The 15,307-nt window shown below is 37.4% G+C and carries 17 protein-coding genes and 1 pseudogene; 4 read left to right on the top strand and 14 right to left on the bottom strand.

What is annotated here, in order from left to right:
- A pseudogene (locus H7254_RS10695) lies at positions 1 to 300 on the top strand (dehydrogenase); the annotation flags it as partial.
- A gap of 335 nt (positions 301 to 635) precedes the next feature.
- Here H7254_RS10695 and H7254_RS10700 read toward each other — a convergent pair.
- The 3 genes from H7254_RS10700 to H7254_RS10710 all read right to left on the bottom strand — a co-directional run bounded on the left by H7254_RS10700 (position 636) and on the right by H7254_RS10710 (position 3,056).
- On the bottom strand, positions 636 to 989 hold the full coding sequence (locus H7254_RS10700; protein WP_301932957.1) for a hypothetical protein: 354 nt from the start codon (positions 987 to 989) through the stop codon (positions 636 to 638).
- Between the two features lie 19 nt (positions 990 to 1,008).
- Positions 1,009 to 2,238: a PA0069 family radical SAM protein gene (locus tag H7254_RS10705; RefSeq protein WP_301932958.1), complete on the bottom strand. Its 1,230-nt coding sequence runs from the start codon at positions 2,236 to 2,238 to the stop codon at positions 1,009 to 1,011.
- 206 nt (positions 2,239 to 2,444) lie between these two features.
- Positions 2,445 to 3,056, bottom strand: coding sequence for a 2'-5' RNA ligase family protein (locus H7254_RS10710; RefSeq protein ID WP_301932959.1), 612 nt, complete (start codon positions 3,054 to 3,056; stop codon positions 2,445 to 2,447).
- Between the two features lie 90 nt (positions 3,057 to 3,146).
- Between H7254_RS10710 and H7254_RS10715 the strand changes: the two genes are divergently transcribed.
- The 3 genes from H7254_RS10715 (at position 3,147) to H7254_RS10725 (ending at position 5,597) form a co-directional block, all read left to right on the top strand.
- The gene (locus H7254_RS10715; protein WP_301932960.1) at positions 3,147 to 3,581 is read left to right on the top strand and encodes a LexA family transcriptional regulator; all 435 of its coding nucleotides are present in this window, start codon (positions 3,147 to 3,149) and stop codon (positions 3,579 to 3,581) included.
- 199 nt (positions 3,582 to 3,780) lie between these two features.
- Positions 3,781 to 4,104, top strand: a complete 324-nt coding sequence (locus tag H7254_RS10720) for a transposase (protein WP_301932961.1) — start codon at positions 3,781 to 3,783, stop codon at positions 4,102 to 4,104.
- A 212-nt stretch (positions 4,105 to 4,316) separates the two neighbouring features.
- On the top strand, positions 4,317 to 5,597 hold the full coding sequence (locus H7254_RS10725; protein WP_301932962.1) for a Y-family DNA polymerase: 1,281 nt from the start codon (positions 4,317 to 4,319) through the stop codon (positions 5,595 to 5,597).
- Here H7254_RS10725 and H7254_RS10730 read toward each other — a convergent pair.
- From H7254_RS10730 to H7254_RS10780, 11 genes are all read right to left on the bottom strand, one after another.
- Positions 5,590 to 6,300 carry a lycopene cyclase domain-containing protein gene (locus H7254_RS10730; RefSeq protein WP_301932963.1) on the bottom strand — a complete coding sequence of 237 codons (711 nt, stop codon included), beginning with the start codon at positions 6,298 to 6,300 and terminating at the stop codon, positions 5,590 to 5,592. The genes H7254_RS10725 and H7254_RS10730 overlap by 8 nt on opposite strands.
- 147 nt (positions 6,301 to 6,447) lie before the next feature.
- On the bottom strand, positions 6,448 to 6,873 hold the full coding sequence (locus tag H7254_RS10735) for a beta-carotene hydroxylase (RefSeq protein ID WP_367875438.1): 426 nt from the start codon (positions 6,871 to 6,873) through the stop codon (positions 6,448 to 6,450).
- Between the two features lie 58 nt (positions 6,874 to 6,931).
- Positions 6,932 to 7,639, bottom strand: coding sequence for a carotenoid biosynthesis protein (locus tag H7254_RS10740; RefSeq protein ID WP_301932964.1), 708 nt, complete (start codon positions 7,637 to 7,639; stop codon positions 6,932 to 6,934).
- Entirely contained in the window at positions 7,636 to 9,117 is a 1,482-nt protein-coding gene (crtD, locus tag H7254_RS10745; protein ID WP_301932965.1) for a 1-hydroxycarotenoid 3,4-desaturase CrtD, read from the bottom strand. The genes H7254_RS10740 and crtD overlap by 4 nt, the downstream gene beginning before the upstream one ends.
- Before the next feature lie 33 nt (positions 9,118 to 9,150).
- Positions 9,151 to 9,669, bottom strand: a complete 519-nt coding sequence (gene idi / locus H7254_RS10750; RefSeq protein ID WP_301932966.1) for an isopentenyl-diphosphate Delta-isomerase — start codon at positions 9,667 to 9,669, stop codon at positions 9,151 to 9,153.
- 13 nt (positions 9,670 to 9,682) lie between these two features.
- Entirely contained in the window at positions 9,683 to 10,519 is an 837-nt protein-coding gene (locus tag H7254_RS10755) for a phytoene/squalene synthase family protein (protein WP_301932967.1), read from the bottom strand.
- A 98-nt stretch (positions 10,520 to 10,617) separates the two neighbouring features.
- Positions 10,618 to 12,111, bottom strand: coding sequence for an NAD(P)/FAD-dependent oxidoreductase (locus H7254_RS10760; protein ID WP_301932968.1), 1,494 nt, complete (start codon positions 12,109 to 12,111; stop codon positions 10,618 to 10,620).
- A 57-nt stretch (positions 12,112 to 12,168) separates the two neighbouring features.
- Positions 12,169 to 12,669 carry an RNA polymerase sigma factor gene (locus H7254_RS10765; protein WP_301932969.1) on the bottom strand — a complete coding sequence of 167 codons (501 nt, stop codon included), beginning with the start codon at positions 12,667 to 12,669 and terminating at the stop codon, positions 12,169 to 12,171.
- Positions 12,670 to 12,789: 120 nt separating this feature from the next.
- Entirely contained in the window at positions 12,790 to 13,668 is an 879-nt protein-coding gene (locus H7254_RS10770; RefSeq protein WP_301924365.1) for a MerR family transcriptional regulator, read from the bottom strand.
- Positions 13,669 to 13,826: 158 nt separating this feature from the next.
- Positions 13,827 to 14,504, bottom strand: coding sequence for a bifunctional 2-polyprenyl-6-hydroxyphenol methylase/3-demethylubiquinol 3-O-methyltransferase UbiG (locus H7254_RS10775; RefSeq protein WP_301932970.1), 678 nt, complete (start codon positions 14,502 to 14,504; stop codon positions 13,827 to 13,829).
- Positions 14,501 to 15,307, bottom strand: a complete 807-nt coding sequence (locus H7254_RS10780; RefSeq protein WP_301932971.1) for a polysaccharide deacetylase family protein — start codon at positions 15,305 to 15,307, stop codon at positions 14,501 to 14,503. Before H7254_RS10780 ends, H7254_RS10775 begins: the two co-directional genes overlap by 4 nt.

Raw genomic sequence — 15,307 nt, forward strand, 5'->3', positions numbered from 1 at the left:
CAGTTTGATAAGAAAACAGAAAACAATGCTTACCAGACAGAGCATGATGAATTGTTTGCGGCCATCGCCAAAGGAGATTATAAATTCGCGGATGCAGAAAGAGGCGCCTTCAGCACCATGACCTCTATTTTAGGTCGTATGGCCACCTACACAGGGCAAATGATTGAATGGGATAAAGCCATCAATTGCGGACTGGACTTGCATCCAAAAGTATACGACTGGAATGCATTACCACCGTTGGTACCAGATGCAGACGGACATTATCCTATTGCAATTCCGGGTGTTACAAAATATTTTTAAGCGGGATTAGACTAATTTTTACAGCTCAATAACGGGAAAGCCAATCAAGAAATTGATTGGCTTTTCTACCTATTGTAAGGTGAACCCTGTATCAAGCTGAAGCGTTCAGATAAAGTATTTTAAAAAAAGCGCTTAGTTAAGTTTGACGAAATAAAATCTAATAAATAAAATGAACTCAGAAAATATCAAATCAGCTAAATTTCATACTCCCTACAAGTATATTTGGCTTTTTCCGTTTAACATTTTATGCAAAAAAATACAGCACTTCTATTTTGATTTGTAAGCATAAAAACGTCTGAAAATTACTTACAGTTCTTTGTCTTCGATAATTCAAATCAGTATGGCAACGAAAAATCCCCGTTCGCAATCTTCAGCGGACTTTCAAAATACTCCTTCCCAGCATCCAGCCAGTGCATATCTTCTGCCCAGTGGCTGCACTTTTTTATAAACTCATTTTCCCAGGTTTGGCTGATAATGATATTGTGTAAATCGACATTGCCCAGCAGAAAGTCTTTTAGCTTGATATCGAAATAAGGGATTGAAAAAATGAAATCTACAATCTCTTCATCAGTAGCTTCGCAATATTCCGGCATTAATTTTTCGGCGGGATTGTTTCTGCGCAGCGTAATGGTTTTACCAACCTGTCGTACAATAATATCAACCAAGTATTCTACGGTAATAGATGTCATGAGTTAGCTAATTTTAAAATTAAAAAAGAATTCCCTGTTGACCGGGACGTTTAAAAATACTGGAGTTAAGGCTCCACTCTTCTGCATTCATGTTGTAGAGCTTACCGTATTTTTTATATTGCTGCGCTACCATTTCAGCAATATGGCCTTCACCCCGCATGCGCACGCCCCAGCGGGTATCGTTTACTTTTCCATCGTGGCTTTGCTCAATTAAATGCCACACTTTGTTGGCATGGTTGGGAAAGTTTTTATACAACCAGTCGTGGAATAAAAATTTGATTGCTCCATTGAGCCGGATAAATGTATAAGCAGTAAATGTTGCACCATTGTCTGCTGCTGCTTTCATAATTCGCTGCATTTCGTGTTCGTTTAATCCCGGTATCATCGGGCCCATCATTACACCCATGCGTACACCGGCACTGCTGAGTTCATTGATTACTTTTAATTTTTGTTTGGCAGTGGTGGTTCTTGGTTCCATGATGCGCCTTAAATCTTCATTGAAAGATGTGATGCTTACCATGGCGGATACGATGCCTTTTTTTGCCATTTCCTGCAATACGTCTTTGTCTTTTAATATCCAGGAGTTTTTGGTAAGGATGCCTACAGGTTGATTGAATTCGTTGCACACTTCCAGTAAGCCTCTTGTTAATCTATACTTTTGTTCTGCTGGCTGGTAGCAATGGGTATTGCCGCTTAGCATGATAGGTGTGGCATCCCAATTTGGGTGCATCAGAAATTTACGCAGTAATTGCGGTGCATTTTTTTTGACGATTATTTTTTGTTCAAAATCCAGTCCTGCGCTGTACCCCCAGTATTCGTGCACATTGCGGGCATAGCAGTATATGCAGCCATGTTCGCAACCGGCGTAAGGGTTCATGCTATAGCCCATGCCTACATCTTTACTTTCTACTTTATTTACAATGGTTTTGCTTTGCTGTTCTATGTATTGGGTGGGTATATTTCCTTCTTCCCAATCGTCGATGCCTTCAACATGCTCTCTCGTGGATTCGTTTTTGAGGAAGCGATTTTTGGTGTTGAATTGGGCTCCGCGACCGTGGTGATATTCCGGCCCGCCAAAGCCCTCACCGGTCCACGCTGAATCTCCTTTCAGGGGGGAAACTTTTGGAACCTGCATACCCACGCTTTCTTTCTCTTTGTTGATCGCTAATATTGATTTTACGGGCACACTGTCTTGTTGTAATTGCCCTGGTTTTCTTTTATTGTTAGCGGGGTTTGATTCGTTGCTCATGCGTATTGAATTTTTCTGGTGATATCGCTGCTGTTTACCAACCGCTGACAGGGTTGTGCATCTGTTTGATTCCTTGCTTAAACTGTTACCGATTGTACCAATGCCGGCGAAATGAATGGAAGTTCCACCTAGCTGTTTTTGTACAAGTGAGTGACACAACGATGTTGCCCATAGCTGTGTTTTAGTTAGGCCAATTATTTTTATTGCTATACAAACAACGCTCCCTGTGTAGTTGTTACCGGCAAATTTTGAAATTCAAACCGTTGTACAATCTGATATTTTAGTTCGCCTGCAGGACGCTTTAATAACAACATTCCATCGGCGATGAACCTGCCGGTAAACTGTTTATGACTGTATGCCAGCCAGCCTTTTTCGTATTGGCCCGGCTCTAGTTTTCGGGCAATGATAATGTATGGCTCCATCATGAAATGTGGTTTGTGATCGCTATTTAATTTCATGAGTGGCTGGGCCTGCGACCGCACCTGCGTTACCAGACTTTGAATGGGTGCTTTGGAGGTAATGTTTATATAAATAGTATGGGAGGGAAAACTGCCGTAATCTTTCAGCTCTACTTTTATGGGGTGAAAACCCATGGCTACAGTATTTAACCGGTTGATAAGTCTTTCTTCCTGCATACTATACTGCACAAAATTTGCAAGCGCAATGTGTGGTTTTCCAAATACCGCTGACTCATTTTTGTACGTGTCGGAAAATTGCTTTTTTATCTGCATGATTTTGTTGCGGAGTTCCTGGTGTGGGTTTAATACCAGCAGGTACTCATTTACCTTGTAGCCGGGGATGCTGTTAATGTTTTTCATACTATAAAATTTTATACAATTAAATTTTATTTGCGAATTATTTTAGCATAAATTTACTAAATAATTTAGTTATAAACAAAAATCATTTATATGGAAGTGGAAAACTTTTTTGGCAGTACTTATACAGGTACCAAACGCTTTACCCAGCACAATGTATCTGCCGCCAATGCAACGGGTTTTGGCGCTGCCGCAGATGATTATATGGAACGGGGCATTGACCTGAATGAACAATTGATTCGCAATAAACCGGCAACTTTTTTTATGCGGGTAAGCGGCAGCAGTATGATAAATGCCGGCATTTTTGATGGTGATATTGTGATTGTAGATCGCAGCATTAAACCAGCCAATGGTAAGATTGTAATTGCGGTGATAGATGGCGAAATGCTGATTCGCCGCTATGAAAGAACGATTAATAAACTGCGGCTGATTCCGGAAACACCAAAGCTGGCTACCATTGAAGTGAGCGAGTTTATGGATTTTAAAATCTGGGGGGTGGTGATTTGTGTGATTAGATCCCTGGGCTGAAGCCCAGGCAATTTATACATTGCCGCAGCCTTTTGCCTGATGAAAAAGATAAATTAAAATAATTTTTTTCATTATATAAATAGTACAACTATGCCATTCATTAAAATCTGGGTTCATTTAGTTTGGGCTACTAAAAAAGAGTACCCTGTTAACAAAAGATATGCGGCAGCAGGTGTTTAAACATATAAAGGAGAATGGTATGGAAAAAAATATTTATGTAGATTTTGTAAACGGACATATTGATCACGTGCATTGTCTTATTTCATTAAATGCCAACCGAACAATTGCCAAAATATTACAACTTCTAAAAGGCGAAAGCTCCTTTTGGATTTATAAAAACAATTTATGCAAACAATATTTTGAATGGCAGGATGAATATTTTGCAGTGTCTGTTAGTGAATCTGGTGTAGATGCTGTGAGGGAATATATCAAAAACCAGGAGACACACCATGCAAAGAAAACATTTGAGGAGGAGAATGATGAGTTTACAAGGAAATATGGATTTGTATTGATGAAGGACTAAAGCGCATTTTTTATATTTTATAATCCTTCTTCTCCTCCCTCATCCTCCCTCCTCCTCGCCCTAAAGGACGAGGCAATTCAGGTGAATCAATTATAAGCTGCTCCAGCTTCATGAATCGCTTCATGCTTCATGAATTGCTCCATGCTTCATGAATTGCTCCGGGCTTTAGCCCGGAGAATAAAAAAACAAAAACAGGGCTTTAGCCCACCAACATGAAAGCCATTGTAGATTGTAATAGTTTTTATTGTAGTTGCGAAAGGTTGTTTAAACCACACCTGGATAACAAACCTGTTGTTGTTTTGAGCAACAACGATGGCTGTATTATATCCCGAAGCGATGAAGCAAAGGCGCTGGGCGTTGGCATGGCCGGCCCTTACTTTTTAGCAAAGCCATTAATTGAAAAACACAATGTGGCCACGTTTTCATCCAACTATAATTTATATGGCGATTTGAGTTGGCGCGTGATGGAAACCTTGCGGATGTTACTGGGCGAAGAAAATGTGGAAGTGTATTCAGTAGACGAAGCGTTTTTAGAACTGGGTGAATGTGCGCAGGAAGATTTGCAAAAAATGGCTGAAAATATATTGGATACTGTAGAAATGTGGACCGGTATAAAAGTATCCATTGGCGTGGCACCCACAAAAGTTCTGGCAAAGGTTGCCAACCGGTTATCAAAAAAAGATAAATCAGTAAAGTGTGTGCTGGTGCTTGATACAGAAGAAAAAATTATTGATGCTTTGTACAAAACACCCATTCAGGATGTATGGGGTGTAGGGCACCAGTATGCAGAAAAGCTGAGGGAAATGCATGCCATTTACACCGCACTCGATCTAAGTAAACGAAAGGAAGATTGGGCGAAAATACATTTGGGGGGCGTGGTTGGAGTGAGACTTTTAAAAGAACTAAAAGGAGAATGTATAAGCAAGATGGAAGAAGCATTGATTAATAAAAAAATAATTGCCACCACCAGGATGTTTGGCAACCCTGTTAGCACCATTGCGGAAATTAAGGAAGCGGTTGCTACCTATACTTCCCGCGCAGCGGAAAAATTACGCCGGCAACACAGTGCAGCAAACGTAATCAGTGTTTTTGTGGTGCCCAAAGAAGCCAATATGGGACAACGTTTTAGCCATGGACCAAGTGTAGGCAGTTATACTACCCTGCCTTTTGCTACTGCTGCCACCCACGAATTAATAAAGCCTGCGCTGCAACTGGTAGATAAATTATTTGAAAAGGGAAGGCACTATAAAAAAGCGGGTGTTACATTAAGCGGTTTAGTGCCAGACAACACGATACAAGGAAATTTATTTATTGAGGAATCAAATAACGGCAAACGTTTGCTGATGAACACACTGGACAATGTAAACTTTGCCATGCGGGATGACATGGTAAAATTTGCAGCATCCGGTACCACACGTAACTGGAAAATGCGGCAAGAGATGAGAAGCCCAAGATATACCAGCCGTTGGGATGAATTGAAAACAGTTAGCTGATATTTATTGATTTTGGAGAGCTTTGATTTCTTAACTTTTCGTATAAAGCAATGTTCATCAATACCAGCAACATACCATAAAAAATATCTTCAACCGGAATGGTGTAAATCTTTATAGCAAGATTTTCTGCGTCGTTGTATAATACAACAGGGATCGCTGTTAAAAAACCATTCACCAACAAAAAGGGAACTAAAATAATGGAGTAGGATATTAAGAAATAAGCGGCATTAAAATCTTTAAAAAAAAAATTAAAAACGTACAGCATGACTATAAAAAGGGCGCACAAAATAAAGGCTGAACTGGTGTAATATTTATGATAGAAAATTAACCCGGTAACCAATAAAAAAACGGCAAGTATTTGCAGGATATTATTTGCAATCTTTTTGTTGGTACGATCAGGAAAATAGCAGCGGACACACTCATAAATAAATACGCAGCAATAAGGTACCACAAAGAAAAAAAGTACTTCCTCAATGGGTAGATTGATAATTTTTATACCGCTGATATAAGCTTCGTTAAAACTCCAAACGTTTTTTGCGGTAAAGAATACATCCCAGGCAATGTACAGGATGGCAGGCAATACTATAGCGGGAAAAAGCCACTTCCATTTTTTATTAAACGCTACTTTTTTATCAAAACTTAATGCCAACGGGCCTGCAAGACTGCACGCAAGTATTAAAAAATAAGTGTAGTGATGATTCAACTGATTAAATTAGAAGTGTTGTATAAAGGTATTGTTACGCTAAGATAAAAGATCCATAATGAAATTTAGCAGAAGGGTACTCCCACTGCGGCAGAAAGACAACAAATGAAGTATCATAGTAATTGAAAGGCCTTTACCGGAAATATTTTACGCATTTCTTAATTTATCTGCTTTTACTTTTTGCCAATACTTTTTTGCCACGAATAACATTCCAAAGCTTTCGCCCTCGAATTTGTCACGGTGCTTATGATGCATTTTATGCGCCCAGCGAATGGTTCGGATGTAAGTATTATTGCTACGGGAAAACCATTTAAACCTTTGGTGTATGATAATTTCATGCACTATAAAATAGGCTAGTCCATATAGTGTTATTCCAAAACCAATGGCGGCTAAAGCATATAGTTGATATTGAAGACCCAGCATAATACAAAGCCAGCTGGGAATAGCAAAAATTAAAAAGAATGCATCATTTTTTTCAAAAAAACCAGGCTTAGGCTGATGGTGGTCTTCGTGCAGATACCATAAAAATCCATGCATGATGTAACGATGCGTAAGCCAGGTGATCCCTTCCATAATAAAAAAGGTAATCAGGATAACTGATATAAATAAAAGCCCTTGCATAATATAAAAATTATTTCAAAAAAGTGCGGAGTAGTAAGAAAAACAACGCTTGAATCAGTAACAAATGTATAGCAAATTTGTTTTCCTTGTTGAAAGGACAAAAATGAAAAACAGTTAGCAACAAAGCACTGGTTAGTGCCCAGCAAATATAATTGTACGGTGGAATGCTGCCATCACCCTTCCAGTGCCAGTATCCCAATTTAACAGCAACGGGCTCTATGAGCCAGTCAAACAACACTGCCAGTGTTGCACCGTCCGCAATTATAGATATTGCTTTCAACGCCATTGGGGTAGTTTTTGTTTCAAATGTCAACCGTTTAATAATTCTCGCTAAAAAGATATGGATGCTCACCCCACAACAATAAATTACTATGAACCAGTTTAGCCCAATGATAACTGGTACATTCTTCCATTGAAATCCCAATACTTTCCCATAACTATAGTTACCAAAAAGCAGTCCGGTGTTTACGCCAATTACCTCAACAGCAAAGCCAATAGTAAATACTACCAGTGCAAAAAGCAAGAACCATTTATTTCTATCCTGTTGCGTCCACACCAGTAAAGCAACACTTAGCAAAAGATTAAACGGGGTAGATTGCAGGAAAAAACTATTGTTGAAAAACAATATTCCGGTTAAACCAATGGCATGAAAAAAAATAGCAGTGCCGGTTGCAATTTGATATTTTGAAAAACTGGTTAACAATAACGGGTGGTTCATTTTTTGTAATCGTTCGCAATAAGTTCACTTACAATTTTAGCACTTTTTAAGCACAGCGGAATACCGCCACCGGGATGCACACTGCCACCGCAAAAATACAGGCCTTTAATTGCATTTGTAAAATTAGCATGCCTGAAAAAAGCTGCCAATACTGAGTTGGAACTGGTACCGTATAAAGACCCCATATAGGAATCCGTTTTTGCTTCTATCATAATCGGATCCAATGTGTGTTCAGTTTCTATCAATCCCTCTATATTTTGACCTAGCATACGGCTTAATTTACTGATAACATTATTGCGTGCAACTATTTTTAACTGCTCCCAGTTTTGCCCCGTATTAGCCGGTGCATTTACCATTACAAACCAATTCTCCTTTCCATCGGGGCATTGGCTGCTTTCAATTTTAGAAGTAATGTTGATGTATACTGTAGGATCACCGGTTAATTGTTTATGAACAAAAATATTGTCAAACTCGTTTTTATAATCTTTGCTAAAAAAGATATTATGTAGTTGCAATTGCGAAAAAGACTTGTTAATGCCCCAGTAAAAAATTAATGCACTGCTGCTACGCTCCTGCTTTAAAACTTTTTTTGCCTTGTACATATTACCCAGTAAATTTTTATAGGTAAAATATACATCTGCATTGCTTACAACTACGTCAGCCATTACCTTTTCATTATTTACAACCACTCCATTTACTAATTTTTTATGATGCGTAATTTGCTGCACGGGCATATCAAAATAAAACTGTACCCCCTTTTTTATTGCCAGCTTGTACAAGGCGTTGGTGATGCTGATCATGCCTCCATTAGGATAAAAAGTACCCTGATTTTGTTCCAGGTGAGGTATCACACTAAGCATGGACGGTGCTTTGTAAGGATTACTACCATTGTAGGTTGCAAAGCGGTTGAATAATTGTACTGCTTCGGGTGATGAAAAATGTTTGTTGTTGTGCTGGTTGAGGGACTTAAACAGATACCCAAACCTAAACGTTTTTAAGGCTGACACTATTTTTTTATTTACCCACGTGTTTGTTTTTTGGAGCGAATTATTTAAAAACAGGGTGCCAATATTGTTATATAATTTTTCGGATTGAGTTAAATATGCCTTCACCGTTTCAGGTGATTCATTTAACTGTTCTTTTAGCTCCTGCGCAAATTTATTTGCGTTGGTATGTGCTTGTACTATCTTACCATTTTCGTAAAAATATTTACAGGCAACCGGTACCGACTGCCAGGTAAAATAATCGTTAATTGGTTCCTGAGCCAATAGAAATAATTCTTCAATATTTTGGGGTTGGGTAAATAAAGACGGACCTGCATCAAAGCTGTAACCATCCTTTTTCAAGGCAGACAGTTTTCCACCTGGCTGATCATTTTTTTCGTACACAGTTACGGTAAAACCCTGTACTGCCAGCCGGATGGCTGCTGCCATTCCACCAATACCACTTCCAATAATGATTGCTTTTTGTGTATGCATTGTAAAAAAAACTGATTGCAGCGAATTCGGCTGTCAATATCCGGTACCCACAAGGTACGCCTGCAGTTTTGGAAAGGCAATTTTAAACCATTCGGTATATTCTTCCGGATGCAATTGCATCAATGTAGTTATCTTATCAAAGTTTTGAAAACAATAGTCACTTACTTCTGATTTATCAGGAATGATGGTGCCATCATAGGTTCCGGTAAACACATGGTCGTACTCATATTCAGTAAGTCCATTGTCAAACGGAGCTTTATAAATAAATTCAAATGCTTTTTTTATTTGTGTAGTAAATCCCATTTCTTCCATTAAACGCTTTGCAGCTGCCAGCTTTATTTCCTGCCCTGGTGCCGGGTGACTACAGCAGGTATTGGTCCACAAGGATGGGCTATGGTATTTACTTGCAGATCTTTTCTGCAATAACATTTCGCCTTCACTGTTAAATATAAAAACGCTGAAGGCCCTGTGTAACATGGCTTTTTGATGTACTTCCATTTTTTCCATGGTGCCAGTGGGTACATCATTTTCATCAACTAAAATAACATCCATAAATAGTTACGCTTTATAAAATATTAAACTGGTTTCTTACCCCAGCCTTGGCCACAATAAAAACTTTTCCATAATCTGGTATGCGTATTCTTTGTTCCAAAATATTAGCGGGTGCAGTTTTTTTTATTTTTTTAAAAAGAGATAAATAATATTTGTAGGCCACATATACACCAAACCTTGCTTTTATGGGTAACTGAATAATGCCTTCGTACGCACGTGCAAAATCATCTTCAATTTCTTCTTCAATTTGCATTTTCATGGCACTGGTAAAATTTGCAAAATCCACTCCGGGAAAATAAGTTCTGCTCAATCCCTCATAATCCGCTTTCACATCCCGCAAAAAATTTACCTTTTGAAAAGCAGCTCCAAGTAATTGCGCTGAAGGTTTTAATTTTTCATACATAACGTCATCTCCTTCACAAAAAACAAAGAGACACATTAAACCAACTACTTCTGCGCTTCCATAAATATATGTTTTGTATCCATCAGTATCGTAGGATGCTTTCCTGAGATCCATCTCCATGCTTTTAAAAAATGCTTCAATCAGGTAATGCGATATACCATACTTGTTAACAGTTAGCTGAAAACTATGTAAAATAGGATTCAGACTTATCTTCCGCCTAATAGCAAGATAAGTTTCTTCCTTAAATTCTTTTAACAAAACTGCTTTGTTGTGCTGGTGAAAAGTATCTACGATTTCATCAGCTAACCGAACAAATCCATAAATATTAAAAACCGGTGTACGCATGTTAGGATGCAACAGTTTAATGGCACTGCTAAAAGAAGTGCTATATAACTCTGTTGTTACTTTACTGCATCGTTGGCTTAAATCATGAAAAATGTCCATCATAGCCCTTCTTTGTTTTGGTGATTATTGGTATTTCCTTTAATACTTGTAATTTACAAATTATGTTAATCAAATTACATAACGATTTAAATCTTATTTGGTTAAAAGTTTTTTATTATTTCCTTCGCAACCACTTCGCCACTGATCAAAGCCGGTGGCACTCCCGGGCCTGGAACTGTTAATTGTCCGGTATAATAAAGATTTTCCACTTTCTTGCTACGGCATCCTGGCTTTAGAACAGCGGTTTGCATTAAAGTGTTCGCTAAACCATAAGCATTTCCTTTAAACGCATTATAATCTTCAATAAAATTACTAACCGAATATGATTTTTTGTACACGATGGCTTCTTTAACAGATTGGCCTATTCTGTCTTCGTAACGTTGAATTATTTGTTCAAAATAATGCTCCCTTAGTTCATCTGTATCGCCTGTTAACCCTGCTGCTACAGGAATCAGAAAAAATAAATTTTCACCACCTTCTGGTGCAACACTATTGTCGCTCACAGAAGTAACACTTACGTAAAACAACGGACTTTTAGGCCACTGTGGTATTGTATAAATTTCTTTACCATGCTCTTCGAAACTGACATCAAAAAATAAGGTATGGTGTAAAACATTGTGAAGCTTTTTATTCAGGCCTACATAATATATCAGGCAACTTGGCGCCATTACACGTTTATCCCAATAGGCATCACTATACGTTCTGTACTGTTTAGATAATAACGCTGTTTCAATAAAATGGTAATCTGCGCCACCTATCACTACATCCGCTTTATAATTTTTTTTTACAATTTTTCCTGCATCACCGATGGTATTTGTAACAACACTTTTTGCTATATTGTTTTCCACTTCAATTTTCACCGCCGTATGATTAAATTGAAATTGAACACCTAATTCTGTAGCAAGCCGGTGAATAGCTTCAACAATTTTATACATACCGCCTTTGGGATACCAGGTACCCAATTTTATATCTGCATAATTCATAAGGCTATATAAAGCAGGTGTATTCTCCGGCAAGGCCCCTAAAAATAACACTGGAAATTCCAGCAGCTGCTGCAATTGAGGATGGTTGAAATGTTTGCGGATATGTTTTTTCATAGACGTAAAAACATCCAATTTAAAAATACCTTTTACGAGTTCCAAGTCTATAAATTCTGTAATGCTTTGCCCTGGCTTGTGTACCAGTTTATTGATACCCACCTGATATTTATACTGTGCTTCCTTCATAAAATTATCCAGCATCTCTGCACTTCCAGGCTCTAAACTATCAAATAATTTTTTGAGGGAATTGTAATCTGCTGGTATGTCCACATAGTCCTGCGGCCAGTAGATTCTATAAGAGGGGTCTAACCTGTCGAGTTGATAATATTGTTCAACAGTTTTATCAAAACAATTAAAAAAATGCTCAAATACATCAGGCATCCAGTACCAGCTTGGGCCCATGTCAAAAGTAAATCCTTGAACATGCATTCGCCTTGCCCGTCCACCGGGGGTGGATTGCTTTTCTAACACAGTAACCTTCCATCCGGCTTTTGCCATAAAACAGGCTGTCGATAATCCGGCAAAGCCGCTTCCTATGATGACTGCGTTCTTCAATTTTAAAGTAACCGTGGAGTAGTTTAATTATGAGAAGTAAAAAATTTTTACAAAATATTAATACCGCGAAACCTGTTCCTTTAATAATTTTCTTGCAAAATGTATCCTGCTTTTAATAGTGCCCAAAGGTTCGCTCAGCATGTCTGCAATCTCATGATATTTATAACCCTCAAAATAAAGCATAAATGGATTACGAAAAATTGCCGGAAGCTCATGAATGGCTACCTGGATATCTTTTAATTTGATAGCTCCCTCAGCAGCGTTGGCAGTAGTTACCTGATTATAATTCAGTAAAAATTCATTGGGCGTACTGTCGAAAATGGTATTTTGTTTTGATTTGCGACGATAATTATTAATAAAGATGTTACGCATGATGGTATAAAGCCATGCTTTGATATTTGTTCCCACATTGTATTTTTCTTTATTTGCAAGGGCCCTGAACATTGTTTCCTGCAATAAATCTTTTGCTACCTCATTATCCCTGGTAAGAGTAATGGCAAAAGGTTTTAAAAATTCTGTATTATTAACAAGCAATTGATTGAAGTCTACCGTTGCCATTATAAAATGTTTAAATTGTTATGAAGTAAAATTAAACAATAAAATTTACAAATTCAATTTATTTGTTTAATTTAATTAATTATTTCTTAAACAAATATCAGGCCTAAAAATTATATAATTTTATATAGTAGCTACAAATTCCATTACTTCCGGAAATGATTTTTTGAAATTAATATGTGCGGGTATTTTCTTTTCGTAACTATTTGTGAGCAAACCTGATATAATAATAGGCGTACCGTTAAATTTCTTTGTTATGGCAGAGATAAATTTGTCAAAATTAAAATTATGCCCTACCGATGTTAAATGAGAGTATAGGTAATCTGGCTTCTTTAAATTAACCACGTATTCAACATCCTGCATCGGTACGTTGGCCCCCAGATAAATAGTAGAAACGCCCCTGCTTTTTAATAAATAATACATAAACAGCATACCCAGTTCATGATATTCTCCTTCCGGTAAAAAAAGTAATACCGTTTTATTTATTTTTAAAGAAGTAACAATTCCTTCAATACCAACAATTAATTTTTGACGGATTACATTGCTTACAAGGTGTTCCTGTGCTGGGTTTATGTGATTTGTGAGCCATAAAATTCCTATCTTTTCCATGTAAGGAAAAATAATCTGCGTAATGGTCCTTTCAATACCCCGCACCCGTATGTGACTATCCAGTACATTTTCCAGTCTCTCTATATCCAGATCTACCATACACTGTATCAGATCATTTACTATGCGTTCCTGTTGTGCCTCTGTCTGGGTTAGCGTTAAAATTTTTTCGCGCAATTCAGATTCCCCCATTTTATCAATATGGGAAATTTTATACCCATATTTATTGAGCAACGCAATATTGAGTACTTTTTTTAATTCATCATTACTGTAATACCGTATGTTGGTATCAGAACGGGAAGGTTTTAAAAAATTATAGCGTTGCTCCCAAATACGAATGGTATGCGCTTTAATGCCCGATAAATTTTCGAGATCTTTAATAGTGAATGTGTTCATATATTGAATTATGTTCTATTTGTTTATTAAACAACAATCATATTATTTTGTTTAAAGATAATCTTAATAAGATTAACACAACTACTCTTTTATAAAAGCGCCTGAAATAAAAATCCCGGCTCTTCAAGAGCCGGGATGCATAAAAAATTTGTATCAGTTTATAATTTTACTCTTACAAAAAAATCTCTGTCAATATCAATAATTTCAGCTTTATTTTGCCAGCCCATTGTTGTCAACAATGATTCCAAATCGCTTTTTGAATAATAATATAATGGGCAATTTCTCATCCTGTACCGTACTTTACGCTGCCAGCCCAGCAAGCCTCCACTTTTGGGAAAACTCATTAGTAATTCTTTGGTAATTTCTTTTTCAAGCTTTTTAAAAATATCCAACGGAGTTTTTATATAATCGAAAAATCCAACCAATACAGCAGCGTCAAACTGTTGTGGAAACGCATGTTCCAGGTATCCGCTGTACACGTAATTTACTTTACCCTCGGCAAGGTATCTTTTAGTTTTTTGTTCAGCAAGTTCAAGCATCCCTTGTGCAATGTCCAGCCCGGTAACTATTTTACCCCCGTTTAGCAAGGCTTCGCAATAAACGCCTCCACCACAACCTACATCCAGTATGGTTTTTAATGCTGCATTGGATGTGTATTTTAAAACAAGCTCATAACGAAGGCGCATTGACAGGCGAAAATACTTGTCTAAAAATTTATCCCAACGGCTTCTTTTTTTTGTATGACCATAAATACTGTCAAAATCAGCGGCATACCCCTGAAAAAAAGTAGCTACGTCGTTTGTTTCTGAAAAAGTGTACTCTTTGCTGTTACTCATTTTTTACTATTTTTTAAAATATTGGATACTGTTGTGCATTCAAAATCGGATAATAGCTGCCTTACTTTTTTTTCTGCAGAATACAAATTTACATAATGTGTAAATCTTATCCTTTTGTCGATACCAGGCAGTTTTGGTTGTTTAATATCCAGTTCCCAAGGATGCAAATAAAAAATGCTGTGTCTTTCTTTTAAAATACTTTCCATCTTCTCTTTAAAAAAAGTGTAGGGCAATAATCTAAAATAGCCACCACCAACACCAAAATCAAAATTAAAAACTTTTAATGTACTTATTGGAAATTCCAATAAGCCATTATTAAGGTATTGAATAGCCGGATTAAAGCCCGGTATACCTGTACGTTTGGCATCGCCCGGAAAAATACTGGAATCGTAGGTAAACCCTTCTTCTTTTAAAATATCCAACGCCCACAGACTTCTCGCATCTATAGAAAAAAAAGGTGCTCTGAACCCGGTGTAGTTAACGCCAAAAGGTTCAATTAATTGCTTTGATTTTTGTATTTCCTGCCTGAATTGGCGGGGAGTTAACTTATAAATAAAAGGGTGGGAATAAGTGTGACAAGCAATTTCATGACCTTCCGCAATAATTTCACGAATCATTTTCGGATGATCTTCAATTGTTTTGCCCAATAAAAAATAAGTTGCCTTTACATTGGCCTTTTGAAAAAGTTCCAGTAATTTATAGTGCCCGATATGCAATCTCTTTTCAAGTTTTATCCAGCTGGTTATGGGCAGGTCAATGCCCTGGTACCAGTCTTCAAAATCTATTGTAAAAGCAATTTTCAT

The organism is Ferruginibacter sp. (assembly GCF_014377975.1).
Lineage (GTDB): Bacteria > Bacteroidota > Bacteroidia > Chitinophagales > Chitinophagaceae > Ferruginibacter.